The sequence below is a fragment of the Pedobacter nyackensis genome, from assembly GCF_900176505.1.
In the GTDB taxonomy this organism is placed as follows: Bacteria; Bacteroidota; Bacteroidia; order Sphingobacteriales; family Sphingobacteriaceae; genus Pedobacter; species Pedobacter nyackensis.
Window position 1 is genome coordinate 13,779 of sequence record NZ_FWYB01000023.1, and the last position, 14,688, is coordinate 28,466.

Here is a 14,688-nt window from a genome sequence, read left to right on the forward strand (position 1 = left end):
CAGGTATCCTGGCTAAAATAGAATAGCCAGGATATCTGTTATTATTTTTTACCCACTACAACTTTTGTAAAGTCATCCGTATTCAGGTATTTATTAGCCAAATCTTTCAAATCGGCTGCTGTAATTGATTTTACAGTTTTAATATAGTTTTCATAATAGCTGTAATCCAGCCCTGAGAAGTAAACATTCTTAAACTTATCAGCATGAGAGAAGGCATTTTCAAGACTACCCAGCATAGAACCCAGCATGTAGTTTCTCACTAAAGCCAGCTCACCATCCTGAACCAGTTCATCTTTTAAGATACTGATCTCTTTTTCGATTTCATTTAGTGCGCTATTGCACACTTCTGCTCCTACTTCCGTAGCAATAAAGAAGTAACCGGCATCTTTTAAAGAAGCTACTGCAGACCCAATACCATAAGTATACCCCTTATCCTCACGGATATTAGCCATCAAGCGAGAACCAAAATAACCGCCAAGCAGACAGTTCAACACCTGGAAGCCTGGGAAATCAGGATGATTCCTGGTAATTGCCAGCGTTCCCATCCTTATCGCCGATTGAATAGCATCCGGTCTTTCAACCAGGATCTCTCCCTTATGAATACTACTGAAGTTGAACTTATTGCCTACAGATGCTGCATCATTGTTCCATCCATTACCCATAATCCTATTAAGGATATTGAATTCAGTCTCTTCAAACTTTCCCGCAACAAAAATAGTACAGTTCTCAGGCTTGTAAGCTGCTTTAAAATAGTCGCAAAGATCAGCCCTTTTTAAGTCATCATAGTGTGAAGGCTGAATATTAGAACCATAAGGCGTATCGCCGAAAAGCGCATTTGCGAAATGCTTCCTGGCTAAGAAATCATTCTTTTGAAGGCTTACCTGTAAAGACTGCTTTTGATTTTGTATGAAAATTACCAGTTCCTGCTCTGGAAATATACTGTCATTTATGATAGAATGCAGAATTGGCAACACCGAGTTTAAGTGTTTATTTAGCGTATATAGCTTAACACAAGTTTGGTCTGCGCCATATTCTGTTTGCAGAAATGCACCATAATAATCCACCTTATCTGCAATTTCCTTAGCAGTGAGTGTGGTCGTACCATTATTGATTAAATGACTAACTGCAATCGCTTCAAGCGGCTTTGAAGGATCCCAATTTACATTTTCGAATATAAACTCAATACGAACAAGTTCCTGTTTACCTGCGTTAATAGTGAAAACCGGTATACCATTGTCCAGTACTTGTTTTAAGGGTTCAATGAAACTAATTTCATCAACCAATTTTGATTCCGGGGCTAGTGTACGGTTAAGCATCTTGGGTAGTTAATTGGGTGGTTAAATAGTATAAAGTTGAACATTGTTCCTTCGTAAAGGTAGCTTTTGCAGCTTGCTGTATGCGTGCTGGAGTAACCGCCAGATACTTGTCTATTTCGGTATTCAAAGTCGCCGCATCTCCCAACAATTCATAATAAGCAAGATTCATCGCCTTATCTAAAAGACTCATCTCTGCAAATACCATGATCGATTCCGACTTATTTTTCACCTTGGTAATCTCTACGTCAGTAACTTCTTCCGCTTTAAGTTTATCCAATTCAGCCCAGATTGCTGCTTCTGCATTTTCTACACTTACGCCCTCAACTAGTTTGCCTTCGATCACAAAAAGCCCTTCATCAATACTGCTAGAGATGTAAGCATGGATATCGCTAAACAGTTGCTGCTCTTTTAACAAACTGTGATACAACCTCGAAGATTGTCCCTGAGAAAGCACATCCGACATTAAATCGAAAGCCTGGTATTCACTATCAATTCTTGCCGGCATTTTAAAAGCCATATAAATGGCATTCAATGGAACATCAGTAATAACCGTATCTTTTCTTCCTTCAGTTTGCACTGCTTCCTTAGGCAGATTTCTAACGTATTTTTCTCCTGTTGGAATAGGTGCGAACCATTTTTCAGCCAAGACCTTTACTTCTTCAATTTTAACATTCCCACCAACTACCATAATGGCATTTTGCGGGTTATAGTGCTTTTTGAAAAATGCTTTCACATCTTCCATTTTAGCATCTTCAATCTGTTTCAAATCCTGACCAATAGTAGCCCAACGATAAGGATGGGTTTTATAAGCCAACGGTCTAAGCTTTAACCAAACATCGCCGTAAGGCTGATTCAGATAACGTTGCTTAAACTCTTCGCACACTACATTACGCTGCGTTTCCAAACTCTTCTCAGAAAAAGCAAGACTCAACATCCTGTCGCTTTCCAACCAAAATGCTGTTTCAAGGTTTACCGCAGGTAAAGTGATATAATAATTGGTGATGTCGTTGCTGGTGAAGGCATTGTTCTCACCCCCTACCCGCTGCAATGGTTCGTCGTAACTTGGAATATTTACTGACCCACCAAACATCAGGTGCTCAAACAAATGCGCGAAGCCGGTTTTATCCTGCTCCTCATCTCTGGCACCTACGTCATATAAGATATTTAGCACCGCCATAGGTGTTGTGTCATCTTCATGTACAAGTACACGCAACCCATTGGCTAATGTAAAACGGTTAAAATCTACCATATAATATATTAAAAATAATTGCGCCAAAGATAGGAATTATGGGCAGCCGAAAGCGGATCATATTTAATTAAGACAAACAAATTATATTGATAAAAACAACTTATGGTATATTTGCCCTATGAATACTGCCGAATTATTACACAGGGCCTTGCATTTCGACTTTTTAACAAAGGAAGAGGGTGTTTTTTTATATCATCATGCAGCAACTGCAGAGCTCGCTTACGTAGCCAATGAATTAAAGAAAAAACAAGTTCCCAGTGGTAAAGTTACCTGGCAGATCGATCGGAATGTAAATACCACCAACGTGTGTATAGCAAACTGTAAATTCTGTAATTTTTTTAGAAGACCCGGTCACGATGAAAGCTATATCACCGATATAGAAACCTATAAGGTAAAAATAGAAGAAACGTTCAGATTAGGTGGCGACCAATTGCTGCTGCAGGGCGGACATCATCCCGACCTGGGTTTAAAATTCTACGCTGACCTGTTTAAGCAGCTTAAAGAACTATATCCAGATTTGAAACTTCATGCCTTAGGTCCACCCGAAATTGCACACGTTGCTAAACTGGAAGGACTTTCACATACTGAAGTTTTATCGGCATTAAAAGCCGCAGGAATGGATTCATTACCTGGTGCTGGAGCTGAGATTTTGAACGACAGGGTTAGAAGACTGATATCAAAAGGCAAGTGTGGCGGACAGGAATGGCTGGATGTAATGAGGGCTGCACATCAGCTTGATATCACTACTTCTGCAACCATGATGTTTGGTCATGTTGAAACTATAGAAGAGCGTTTTGAGCACCTGGCATGGATCAGAGAAGTACAAAGTGAGAAACCGGCCGATGCCAAAGGTTTCCTTGCCTTTATTCCATGGCCTTTCCAGGATGACGGCACCTTGTTAAAACGTTTAAGAGGAATTAGCAACAATGTTTCCGGAGATGAATACATCAGGATGTTGGCTTTGAGTCGTATCATGTTGCCAAACATTAAAAATATACAAGCCTCATGGCTTACAGTAGGTAAAAATGTTGCTGAGCTTTGCTTACACGCAGGTGCTAACGATTTTGGTTCAATCATGATTGAAGAAAATGTGGTATCTGCCGCAGGTGCACCACACCGATTTACTGCAAAAGGAATTCAGGATGCCATCAGAGAAGCAGGTTTTGAACCTCAGCTACGTGGTCAGCAATATAATTACCGTGATTTACCAGACCATCTGGAAGAACAGGTAATTAATTACTAATAGCCGTATTCGCTTTTTTTTAATAAATTCACAAGATTAAATTAAAGCCGTGCTAAATACTATTATTGTTGATGATGAAGAATTTGCCCGCTCTTCATTGTATTTTCTATTATTGGAGAATTGCGAGAGCATACATATTTCGGGCATTGCTAAATCCGTAGCCGAGGCGCGTAACCTCCTCGCTCAGCACACTATTGATTTGATTTTCCTGGATATCGCAATGCCTGGAGAAAATGGCTTTGAACTGATCCCCGATGTGCAGAAGAGCAAGGCCCATATCATTTTTACCACAGCCTATGATCAATATGCGCTTAAGGCAATTAAAGCAAATGCCCTCGATTATCTTTTAAAACCCATAGACATTGATGAGCTAAAAGTTGCAGTTGAAAAAGCTGTAAAACTCATCGCCCTGAATAAAAATGGCAATGGTCGTAATGAGAATATGCAAAACCTGGCTGTAAACCTTTCGGAAAGAAACGAAATCAGGAAGATCAGCTTACCCAACGGACAAGGATATAGCCTGGTAAATATTGATGACATTATTCATATTGAAGCAGATAGCAATTATTCCGTTTTTTATCTGGCCAACAAAGACAAGATCACCGTTTCGAAAGTATTAAAGGAATATGAAGAAATATTGCCTGATAACCAGTTCATAAGAATACATAAATCAAGTATTGTAAACCTGAACTATGTGAAAGAATACAACTCAAAAAACGGGCTGGAAGTTATCCTTAAAAATGGAGAAAAAATTGCAGTATCGAGAAGACGTGCCAGTGATTTTGCTGAAAAAATTAAATCCTATACCCGTTTTGACAGTGATAAATAAACAGTTAATACCAAGGTTTTTGATCCTGGTGGGGCTAATGTTAACATTTAGCTATACCGGTAGTGCTCAAACTACCTATATTCAACATTTTAGCACAAAAAATGGACTTCCAAGCAACAACTGTTATTATACGTTACAGGATTCTAAAGGCTACATCTGGATCGCTACCGACGCCGGTGTAAGCAGGTTTGATGGTAAAGTATTTGAAAACTTCTCTATCGACGATGGACTACCCGACAACCAGATCATACAGCTAAAAGAAGACAAAAGCGGCAAGATTTGGTTTTTAGCACTAAACGGTCAGCTCAGTTATTTTTTCAACGGGAAAATTTATAATGAAAACAACGACAAGCTGCTAAGATTGCTAAAATTTAATGCGGTTGTTGTTTCTTTTCTGGAAGACAGCAAAGGCAGAATCTGGTTCGGAACCAATAAGAATGTATTGGTGATGTGGAATGGAAAAACAATTACGAAATACATTTCAGCTGATTCGGAGCACCAATATACCAGCACATTTGTACATGAAGATAAGCTTGGAAAAATATGGGCTTTCAGCAATCAATGCGTAAGGATTTTTGACAACAAAACATTCACCATTGTATCACATGGCACCCTGCCCATATCCTACAAAACCATATTAAATCTGCCCGACAAAAGCTTAGGTTATCTGGACAAAAACGGGCTAAACGTCAGAGTAGGCAGCGATCAACGTCTATCGTTAAAATTAGATTCCGCCTTATTGAACAACGACCCTGGGTTTTTCCTTGTGGATAGCAACAAAGACTTATGGCTGAGCAACAGCTCTGGGGTTTACTGCATCGAACCTTCCGGAAAAACAACCCAGTACCTCAAAAATATCCCATCCAGTCAGGTTATCAAAGACGCAAAAAACAACATGTGGTTTACCACAAACAGCGGGATCTACATGCTCCCTCAAAAAGATGAGCGCTTATATATCATCAATAAAACCAATGGCTTAAACACAGACATGGTAAAAAGCGTGGTAAAGGATAATAACAACAACTTATGGCTTGGCCTGGATGAAGGAAGCATGAACATACTGGACTTGAAAACCTATGGTGTCAACAGAAAGATCCAGCTGCCAGACAAAAAGAGATACAATGTCATCAAACAACTGGTTTATGATACCCTTCAGCAAACCATGTACTTTGCTTCCGATTATGGCTTAGGAAGAGTAAAAAACATTCATAGCAAACAAAACATCGAATATCTGAAAGAAACAAACAACAGTATGTTTGTTGTTAAAAGCTTTGCACTAAAAAACAACCATACCCTTGCACTTGCTTTGTCCTCAGGCGTATTTGTTTTGTCAGACCAGTTAAATAGATTCGAGTTCACATCCCTTAATTTTAAACAAGGTGTAGATTTATTCAATAACCGGGCTTACCGTGTTTTTTATGACCGGGGGCAGAATCTATGGTTTTCGAATATCAATGGTCTATCAGAATATTCGAAGGGCGCTTTGTATAATTATCACGGGGAGCATCCACTCCTTACAAAAAGAATTAACGACATACAGGAATTAAATGATGGCACCATTGTACTGGCTACAGACGGATATGGGCTTGTATTCCTTAAAAACAAAAAGGTGACCAGCGTAATCACTCAAAAAGACGGACTCGCTGATAACATTTGTAAAAGGTTATATGTAAAAGACAATTACATATGGATCATTACAAACAATGGTATAAACCGAATAGCATCAAATAAGAAACCGCTTTCAGTAGAATCATTTGAGTATACCAATGCCATGCTGGCTGATGATGTAAACGGCATGTTTATAGATGATCATTATGCTTATTTCGCTACAAATAATGGGCTTATATACTTCGATTACCACGGAGCAAGCAATAAGCATGAATCACCAAAAGTTTTAATCTCATCCATCATTAGCAACAAGACCAAACTTGGGCTGAATTATGCCACACATACCCTCGCTCCCTCAAGTAACAACATCACATTCACTTACAGCGCTATTGATTTTCAGAATAAAAGCATCACCTATCGCTATCGACTGAAAGCCGATGCAAACTGGACGGAAACCAGGAGCCGCCGGCTCGAGTTTTCTTCATTGGAGCCAGGAGACTATACTTTTGAGCTCAGCGCAAAATCAAACAATAGCAACTGGAGTACGCCTACCAGGGCCAACTTCTCTTTAAAAAGACATTTCTGGCAAACCATATGGTTTATGGCGGCCCTGTTTCTTTTTGCCGGATTTGCTTTTTACAAAGTGGCCGTTGTAGTCACCAGAATACAAAAAAACAAAGAACAGCAACAACTACTGCTCAAAAACAAGATTCTAATGCTCGAGCAACGTGCCTTGCAAGCCATGATGAATCCGCATTTTGTCTTCAATGTCATGAACTCTATTCAACATTACATCAATACAAAAGACACCAACTCGGCAAACAAGATATTAACAGGCTTTGCCAAACTGATCAGAAAGAACCTGGAAATATGTACAAAAAGCTTCATTAGTCTGGATGAAGAAGTTGAATACCTTGAACTTTACCTGAGTCTGGAGAAAAAAAGATTTGGCGAAAAATTTAAATACCACATCAAGCTAGGCAGAGACATCGATAAGGAAGAAACCTTAATCCCTTCTATGATCCTCCAACCTTACATAGAAAATGCCATATGGCACGGATTAATGCCTAAGGAAGATGGTGGTAACCTGAATATATGTATAGATCTTAAAGATGAAGATCATTTATTAATCCAAATTATTGACGATGGTGTGGGTATTGATAATTCACTGAAAAACAAAAAGGGACACCACGTAAGCAAAGGGATGAACCTGACCAAAGAACGCATCAATCTGTTAAACCAGGTTGAACCATACCCAATACTCTTGAAGATAAAACAGAGCGGCGATTCGGGTACGCACGTATCCATTTTGATTCCTTTGAATCATTAAATTACCGTTTACTCAATTATTCATACCACTTACTAAGTTTAAAAAAAACGTTTTAAAAATAACATTAAACTTGTTATAGATATTAAAACAAACAGCAGTTTGTAAGAACGTTCTTATAGGATTGATCAAAGATATTTTTACCTAACCTAAAACTATATCTCAATTCAGGTTTCATTTGTGTGTTAAAAAATGGTAAAGTTCATAGCTTTACCATTTTTTTTATCCCCTCTTTTTGCAAGGCAGCTAAATAGCTATCAAGCAGAAATACCCCCTCTCATTTATTTAATTCATCCTTTTTGCAGATTATTTTGAAAAAAAATTCTTTATGAATTTTCTTTTTGTCTTACTTTTGACTTACTGAAAATTTAAAAAACATCGTTCTTTTGAATCAAAAGATTTTTAGTAAATTTATATTATCAAATAAAACCCTTACGGAATTTATATTTTTTGTAATGAAAACTCCAAAAAAACCAATTAACAAAAGCAAAGCAGAAGATCCTGAAAACGACATGGAAGATTCGTATGAAGGAACAAGTAACAAAAAGTCGTATGATGACGATGATGACGATCTCGACATGCCATTAGATGACCTTGACACTTTTGATAGTTTTGGTTCGGAAGATGACGATGACGACTATTAATAGTTACAAAAATAATTACTGATAAAGCATCCCTCAAGGATGCTTTTTATTTTAATTCCATTAGGAGAAATGCAAATAACCACTGTATCCGGGAAGCGTTCCAGGAAAGATTTTTTAGCCACTGCCCGTTTTATTTATAAGGATGACAAGAATTGGATCTGCCCGCTGGATCAGGATATTGAAAACATATTTGACCCGGAAAAGAATCCATTCCACCAGCATGGTAAATGTATCAGATGGGTACTGCAGGACGACAATGGAAACAACATCGGTAGAATAGCCGCATTTATAAACGATAAAAAAGCATACCAGTATGAACAACCTACTGGTGGCATTGGCTTTTTTGAATGTGTAAACAATCAGGAAGCAGCTTTTTTACTGTTCGATACCGCTAAATCCTGGCTTCAGGAAAACGGAATGAAAGCGATGGATGGTCCAATCAACTTTGGAGAAAATGATTCTTTCTGGGGACTACTCGTTGAAGGCTTTACTCCCCCATCCTATGGAATGAATTATCATCACCCCTACTACCATGCTTTCTTTACCGATTATGGATTCAAAACAGAGTACGAGCAAATTACCAACCACCTGGCCGTAAGAAATCCTTTTCCGGAACGCTTCACAAAAATTGCCAATTGGGTAGCTAATAAACCGGGATATACATTCGAGCACTTCTCGAAAAAGAATGCAGCAAAATATGTAGCTGATCTAATGGAGATCTACAATGATGCCTGGAAAAACTTCGACAACTTCGTTCCGATAAAAAAAGAAACACTTGAGGAGAGTTTTCATAAGATGCAGACCATAATGGATGAAAAATTAATTTGGTTTGCTTACATCAACGGAGAACCGGCTTCATTCGTAGTAATCATCCCTGATGCTAATCAGATGATCAAAGGGTTTAACGGAAAACTAGGGCTGATAGAAAAACTGAAGTTTGTGTACAGACGCTGGGTGGGCGTAAGCCGAATGCGGGCAATCGTAATGGGCACTAAGGCTGCTTATCAAAAACATGGCTTAGAATCAGCACTGTTTATTAAGCTTAAGGAGTATGTTTTGCCAATGAATCAATATGATGAACTGGAACTGTCGTGGGTGGGTGACTTTAACGATAAAATGCTTTCTATTCATCAAGCAACAGGTGCCACTTTTGGAAAGCGACACCTGACTATGCGAAAGATCTTTTAGACCTATTTCTCTCTGATCTCTTCGTAAAGATCTATAACCTTCTTTTGAAGTTTTATAATCTCTTCTTCCCTTTGAGCAAGTCTCTCCTTTAAGTTGTTAATTTCCTCAAAATTAAGCGACTGAGGATTTTCTCCTTCTTTAGAGATAATATCCATGGTTGAAACCTCAAATAAATTTGCAATCTGTGCAAGTCTTGAAATGTTTATATCTGTAATACCAGTTTCGATTTTTGAGAACGCAGGGATAGAAATATTTAGACGTTTAGCTACTTCTCCCTGACTCCAACCATTCTTCTGGCGCAATTGTCTAATGTTTTTTCCAATGATATTCATATTATAAATTTAGGTGTGTAATCTTGTAATTATATTCTTTGCCCAACTGTATTCAACTCGCGTGCCAAATTAACAAGATCTACCCCACCAAAATTCCCTGAACTCATCAAGAGTAAGTTCGTACGATAAAAATTTACCTTAAGTAAACAATCCCTTAACATCTCGGAATTATCAAAAAACTGCAATTCATCGCTTTTAAATGCTGTTTGAACATCAATTTTGGTGAAAGGCTCTAATTTTTTATGCTGAAAAGTTTTTTCATCAATATATACAATTGCCGTGTCCGCATCCTTCATTGTATCCGCATATTGAACTAAAAACTCTTTATTCAGACTACTAAATGTATGTAACTCTATACAAGCAATTAATTTCCTGTCAGGAAACTGAGCTTTAACAGCTTCTATCGTTGCCTTTAATTTAGACGGAGAATGCGCGAAATCCTTATATACATTTGTCTCATTTTCGCTTAACAGGAGCTCCAGTCTTTTAGCCGCCCCCGTAAAGGAAGCAATAGCCGAATCAAATTTTTCATTGCTGATACCTAGTTGCGCACAAATTAATTTAGCAGCATTAAGGTTCATTAAATTATGATCACCAAATACTTTAAGTGCTGTTTCATCAGGTAATAAATAGGTAATGCCATCCTTCACTACATGCTCAGGAATTCCATAACCAATCTTTTCTATATCCGCAGTCGATTTCTTAACAATATCATTCAGGTCCTGGTCGGCATTACAATAAATTAACTTACCACCAGGTTGAATCGTATCAATAAATAACTCAAACTGTCTGGTATAATCCTGATAAGTCTTAAACACGTTAATATGATCCCATGCAATTCCACTGATCACCGCAAGATTTGCCTTATACAAGTGAAATTTAGGCCTTCTGTCTATAGGTGATGCCAAATACTCATCCCCTTCAATGATAACCACAGGTGCTTCGTCGGTAATTTTCACCATCGTATCAAAGCCCGCTAACTGCGCGCCAACCAGGTAATCAAAATCCCTTTCGTAAAAATTTAGCACATGCAGAATCATAGAGGTAATGGTCGTCTTACCATGACTACCACCTATTACAACCCGCACTTTGTCTTTAGTCTGCTCGTAAATATATTCGGGATAGGAATAAATCTTAAGTCCCAGTTCCTGAGCTTTCAGTAATTCAGGGTTATCAGTCAAAGCATGCATACCCAATATTACCGCATCAAGATCAGTTGTAATATTGGCTTCATTCCAGCCCATTGTTTCAGGCAAAATACCATGCCTGGCTAACCTGCTGCTTGAAGGTTCAAAAATAACATCATCCGAGCCTGTAACCTGATATCCTTTTTTATGAAGTGCTATTGCCAAATTGTGCATCGCACTTCCGCCTATAGCGATAAAATGTATACGCATACTGTGTTTTTATACCAATTAATCCTTTTTAAAATTAGCTGCAACCCATTCGCCAATCTTCTTATGATCAACATATCTGATTCCAAATGGTTCACAAGCTTCTTTGATCATATCCAAATCCGGCGACTCGTAAAAGCCACTAAAGAAGATACTTCCACCCGCTTTCAGCACATTTGCATAAGTAGGGATCTGGTCAAGAAGAATGTTCCTGTTGATGTTGGCCAGGATCATATCAAACTCCACCGCAGGAATAACTTCCTTCCCGCCACAAATCGCTTCCATGTTGTCAATGCCATTCAACGCTGCATTTTCAAGGCTACTTAAGTAACAAACCTCATCGTAGTCTATCGCAACAAGCTTCGAAGCCCCTTTTTTGGCAGCAAGAATAGCCAATATAGCCGTACCACAACCCATATCAAGGATTTCTTTATCCTTCACATCAGTAGCCATAATGTACTGCATCATCATCGTAGTCGTTTGATGATGTCCGGTACCAAAGGCCATCTTTGGATCTATAATAATTTCGTATTTATACTGTGGCTGCGCTTCATGAAAGGTTGCGCGCACATAACACTGATCATCAATAATCAATGGCTCGAAATTCTTCTCCCACTCCTCATTCCAGTTCTTGCCTTCAATTTCTGAGGCTACAAAACTGCAATCAAATTCCCCTTCAAACTGGTCCAGTACATTTTTCAGATTCTCTTCACTGTAAGTGTTGAAATCTATAAATGCTAAAAACCCATTTTCTATATCTTCAAAAGTATTAAAGCCAATATCCGCTAACTCAGCGATCAAAAGATCCTGCTGATATTCTTCAATGGCTTTAAAACTAAAAGTTACCTGTATATACTTCATTAAGAATTAAAAGCTTTAACTATGTCTACAAAATCCCTTGATTTTAACGATGCACCACCAATCAAACCACCGTCAATATCCTGCTGCGCAAAAAGTTCAGCAGCATTCTTAGGATTGCAGCTTCCACCATATAAAATAGAAGTTGCCTCAGCAATTTCATTACTGTATTTAGCAGCAATTTCTTTTCTGATATAAGCGTGTACTTCCTGAGCCTGTGCAGAAGTTGCAGTAAGACCTGTTCCTATTGCCCATACCGGTTCGTAAGCGATCACTACTTTTGAGAAATCAGCAGCACTTAAACCGAATACACCTTGCTCAAGTTGTGTTTTCAACACTTCAAAATAACTACCGTTATTTCTTTCATCAAGTGTTTCACCTATACAAAAAAGCGGAGTAAGGTCATTTTCCAAAGCCTTAACAGTTTTCTGAGCAAGTAACTCATTACTTTCTGCAAAATACTGACGTCTTTCAGAGTGGCCAATGATCACATATTCACAACCCACAGACTTAACCATACCTGCAGAGATTTCCCCTGTAAAGGCACCATTATCATTCTGGTGGCAGTTTTGTGCACCAATCTTAACAACTTCACCACCCAATTTAGCCAGGCTGTTTAAATGAATATATGGTGAGCAAATGATTGCGATCTGATCGCCATTTTTTTCATCTCTTACCATATTAACGATTTCCGAAAATAAAGATACGCCACTGGCATAATCCAAATTCATTTTCCAATTTCCTGCAACTATTTTTTTTCTCATTATGTATAATTGTTTATTTTTAGGTTTTATTTTAAGTTGTATCAAAGATTTACAGATCTAAAAGCGCCTGTAAGCTTGGGTAATTTCAAAAATAGTCGCTAAGATATCCATTTCAATCTTATCAAATGGCATATTTCTACGTTCATAAACCTTTTCAGCGGTTTCAAACATTTTATCCAGCTTATATACATCAAATCCGTTAGCACCGCCCCAGGCAAAATCAGGAATAAAATTCCTTAGAAAACCTGAGCCGAAAACATTCGCACTTACGCCTGCTACCGTACCGGTATTAAACATCGTATTGATGCCACACTTAGCGTGATCAGCCATAATCAATCCGCAGAATTGCAGCCCCGTTTCACGGAAGCTTTCTGTTTCATAATCCCATAACTTAACATCTGCGTAGTTATTTTTCAGGTTTGAATTGTTGGTGTCCGCACCAATGTTACACCATTGTCCCAATACCGAATTGCCCAGATAACCTTCATGACCCTTTGAAGAATATCCCCAGATCACAGCATTATTAATCTCTCCGCCAACGCGACTAAAAGGTCCGATCGTAGTTTGTCCGTAGATCTTCGCCCCCATCTTAATCTGCGAGTTATTGCACAATGCAAAAGAACCCCGGATGTGACAGCCTTCCCATACCTGCGAATTTGTACCTATATAAATAGGCCCACTTAAGCTGTTAAATGTAGAACATTCTGCCTCAGCTCCTTCCTCCGCGAAAAAATCATCTCCTAAAAACGTATTTGTACCGCTTAATTGAGCAGATGTTTTCCCTTTAGAAAGTAAAGCAAAATCCTTTCTCAGCTCCACGTCATTGTTCCTGAAAATATCTTCAGGGACCTGGATCCTTATAAAATCACTGATGTATGTTTTTGTACGAAGTTGCTGGTGCAAATCCGGACTATATACATCTGTGGGGCCTAACTTGTAAGCGATGAGTACATCATCCTTTTTAAGGGAATCACCTGCCTGAAGACCTGAAATGGCCTCAAGCAAAGCTTCATCCGGACAGATAGAACCATTGATATAAAGTTCAGCTCCTGGAATTAACTGGTATTTCACAGATAGATACGGCTCGGTAATGAAACCGTAATCCGCATTCAAGTGCTTTTGCCATTTTTCGGCTATAGTTAAAATTCCTATACGAAAGTCTGCAACCGGCCTGGTAAAAGATAATGGCCTTAAAGATTGCCATGCATTGTCATCAAATAAATTGATCATCATAAGCTACAAAAATAAAAAAAGTCCCGAAGCAACAGCATCGGGACTTAAATAATTTCTTATTTGTGTATAATTACTTTTTAGCGTAACGAGTTTTGAATTTATCGATACGACCAGCAGTATCAACCAATTTCATTTTACCTGTATAGAAAGGGTGAGAAGTGTGAGAAATCTCTAATTTATATAAAGGATACTCGTTGCCATCTTCCCATTTGATAGTTTCTTTAGTATCTACACAAGATTTAGTTAAAAAAGAATACTCGTTAGACATATCTTTAAATACTACAAATCTATAGTTCGATGGATGCAGATCTTTTTTCATGTTAATATTATATTATTATATACTTATTTGTCGCTTATTTTAAAGGATGCAAATATCAATAATTTATTTTTCAATAGCAAGTATGTGTGGAAAAATTATCGACTATACTTTTTTCTGGTCTCCACCTTCTCCTTTTGCCTGCTGATATAGGCATCCGCAATAACCGTTGCCGATGGCAGATTGGAATTACTGATTAATAGTTTCTTTAATTTCTCTTCGTCAACATCAGTACGATAAAGGATGTTCATCATTTTAGAGATGTCGTTATCCAGCAAATAAGCGAACGCTTCAATCAGGCGCTCCCGCAACAACTCCTCCGAAGGAATATCATCCACTTCGAAATCCTTATTCACAATCGTACTTAATGATTTAAAATCTTCCATA

14 protein-coding genes are annotated in these 14,688 nt (G+C 38.2%); 5 read left to right on the forward strand and 9 right to left on the reverse strand.

What is annotated here, in order from left to right; translation table 11 throughout:
- Positions 1-41 precede the first annotated feature (41 nt).
- Together B9A18_RS23940 and B9A18_RS23945 are read right to left on the reverse strand one after the other, a co-directional pair.
- Positions 42-1,316, reverse strand: a complete 1,275-nt coding sequence (locus tag B9A18_RS23940; protein WP_084292302.1) for a M16 family metallopeptidase — start codon at positions 1,314-1,316, stop codon at positions 42-44.
- A complete protein-coding gene (locus B9A18_RS23945; protein WP_084292304.1) occupies positions 1,309-2,565 on the reverse strand; it encodes a M16 family metallopeptidase in 1,257 nt (418 codons plus the stop codon). The genes B9A18_RS23940 and B9A18_RS23945 overlap by 8 nt, the downstream gene beginning before the upstream one ends.
- Positions 2,566-2,683: 118 nt before the next feature.
- Between B9A18_RS23945 and B9A18_RS23950 the strand changes: the two genes are divergently transcribed.
- The 5 genes from B9A18_RS23950 to B9A18_RS23970 all read left to right on the forward strand — a co-directional run bounded on the left by B9A18_RS23950 (position 2,684) and on the right by B9A18_RS23970 (position 9,404).
- On the forward strand, positions 2,684-3,808 hold the full coding sequence (locus B9A18_RS23950) for a CofH family radical SAM protein (protein ID WP_084292306.1): 1,125 nt from the start codon (positions 2,684-2,686) through the stop codon (positions 3,806-3,808).
- Between the two features lie 49 nt (positions 3,809-3,857).
- Complete coding sequence (locus B9A18_RS23955; protein WP_084292308.1) at positions 3,858-4,637, forward strand: LytR/AlgR family response regulator transcription factor; 780 nt, start codon at positions 3,858-3,860, stop codon at positions 4,635-4,637.
- A 37-nt stretch (positions 4,638-4,674) separates the two neighbouring features.
- A complete protein-coding gene (locus B9A18_RS23960) occupies positions 4,675-7,575 on the forward strand; it encodes a sensor histidine kinase (RefSeq protein WP_084292372.1) in 2,901 nt (966 codons plus the stop codon).
- 452 nt (positions 7,576-8,027) lie between these two features.
- Complete coding sequence (locus tag B9A18_RS23965) at positions 8,028-8,216, forward strand: hypothetical protein (RefSeq protein WP_084292374.1); 189 nt, start codon at positions 8,028-8,030, stop codon at positions 8,214-8,216.
- 69 nt (positions 8,217-8,285) lie between these two features.
- On the forward strand, positions 8,286-9,404 hold the full coding sequence (locus tag B9A18_RS23970; protein WP_084292376.1) for an N-acetyltransferase: 1,119 nt from the start codon (positions 8,286-8,288) through the stop codon (positions 9,402-9,404).
- A 2-nt stretch (positions 9,405-9,406) separates the two neighbouring features.
- On the opposite strand, the gene B9A18_RS23975 is transcribed toward B9A18_RS23970, so the two are convergent.
- From B9A18_RS23975 to B9A18_RS24005, 7 genes are all read right to left on the reverse strand, one after another.
- Entirely contained in the window at positions 9,407-9,736 is a 330-nt protein-coding gene (locus tag B9A18_RS23975; RefSeq protein WP_084292310.1) for a helix-turn-helix domain-containing protein, read from the reverse strand.
- Between the two features lie 29 nt (positions 9,737-9,765).
- Positions 9,766-11,133, reverse strand: coding sequence for a UDP-N-acetylmuramate--L-alanine ligase (locus tag B9A18_RS23980; RefSeq protein ID WP_084292312.1), 1,368 nt, complete (start codon positions 11,131-11,133; stop codon positions 9,766-9,768).
- Positions 11,134-11,151: 18 nt separating this feature from the next.
- A complete protein-coding gene (prmA, locus tag B9A18_RS23985; RefSeq protein WP_084292314.1) occupies positions 11,152-11,991 on the reverse strand; it encodes a 50S ribosomal protein L11 methyltransferase in 840 nt (279 codons plus the stop codon).
- Complete coding sequence (gene tpiA, locus B9A18_RS23990; RefSeq protein WP_084292316.1) at positions 11,991-12,752, reverse strand: triose-phosphate isomerase; 762 nt, start codon at positions 12,750-12,752, stop codon at positions 11,991-11,993. The genes prmA and tpiA overlap by 1 nt, the downstream gene beginning before the upstream one ends.
- Before the next feature lie 57 nt (positions 12,753-12,809).
- Positions 12,810-13,985, reverse strand: a complete 1,176-nt coding sequence (locus B9A18_RS23995) for a putative sugar nucleotidyl transferase (protein WP_084292317.1) — start codon at positions 13,983-13,985, stop codon at positions 12,810-12,812.
- Positions 13,986-14,055: 70 nt separating this feature from the next.
- On the reverse strand, positions 14,056-14,304 hold the full coding sequence (locus B9A18_RS24000; protein ID WP_084292318.1) for a type B 50S ribosomal protein L31: 249 nt from the start codon (positions 14,302-14,304) through the stop codon (positions 14,056-14,058).
- A 95-nt stretch (positions 14,305-14,399) separates the two neighbouring features.
- Positions 14,400-14,687 carry a hypothetical protein gene (locus tag B9A18_RS24005; RefSeq protein ID WP_084292319.1) on the reverse strand — a complete coding sequence of 96 codons (288 nt, stop codon included), beginning with the start codon at positions 14,685-14,687 and terminating at the stop codon, positions 14,400-14,402.
- Position 14,688 lies beyond the last annotated feature (1 nt).

Bases quoted from the DNA above. Each gene is read 5' to 3' on its own strand.
- B9A18_RS23995 (WP_084292317.1), bottom strand. From the start codon at position 13,985: ATGATGATCAATTTATTTGATGACAATGCATGGCAATCTTTAAGGCCA.
- B9A18_RS23950 (WP_084292306.1), top strand. From the start codon at position 2,684: ATGAATACTGCCGAATTATTACACAGGGCCTTGCATTTCGACTTTTTA.
- prmA (WP_084292314.1), bottom strand. From the start codon at position 11,991: ATGAAGTATATACAGGTAACTTTTAGTTTTAAAGCCATTGAAGAATAT.
- B9A18_RS23975 (WP_084292310.1), bottom strand. From the start codon at position 9,736: ATGAATATCATTGGAAAAAACATTAGACAATTGCGCCAGAAGAATGGT.
- B9A18_RS23970 (WP_084292376.1), top strand. From the start codon at position 8,286: ATGCAAATAACCACTGTATCCGGGAAGCGTTCCAGGAAAGATTTTTTA.
- tpiA (WP_084292316.1), bottom strand. From the start codon at position 12,752: ATGAGAAAAAAAATAGTTGCAGGAAATTGGAAAATGAATTTGGATTAT.
- B9A18_RS23980 (WP_084292312.1), bottom strand. From the start codon at position 11,133: ATGCGTATACATTTTATCGCTATAGGCGGAAGTGCGATGCACAATTTG.
- B9A18_RS23940 (WP_084292302.1), bottom strand. From the start codon at position 1,316: ATGCTTAACCGTACACTAGCCCCGGAATCAAAATTGGTTGATGAAATT.
- B9A18_RS24005 (WP_084292319.1), bottom strand. From the start codon at position 14,687: ATGGAAGATTTTAAATCATTAAGTACGATTGTGAATAAGGATTTCGAA.
- B9A18_RS23945 (WP_084292304.1), bottom strand. From the start codon at position 2,565: ATGGTAGATTTTAACCGTTTTACATTAGCCAATGGGTTGCGTGTACTT.
- B9A18_RS23965 (WP_084292374.1), top strand. From the start codon at position 8,028: ATGAAAACTCCAAAAAAACCAATTAACAAAAGCAAAGCAGAAGATCCT.
- B9A18_RS24000 (WP_084292318.1), bottom strand. From the start codon at position 14,304: ATGAAAAAAGATCTGCATCCATCGAACTATAGATTTGTAGTATTTAAA.
- B9A18_RS23960 (WP_084292372.1), top strand. From the start codon at position 4,675: ATGTTAACATTTAGCTATACCGGTAGTGCTCAAACTACCTATATTCAA.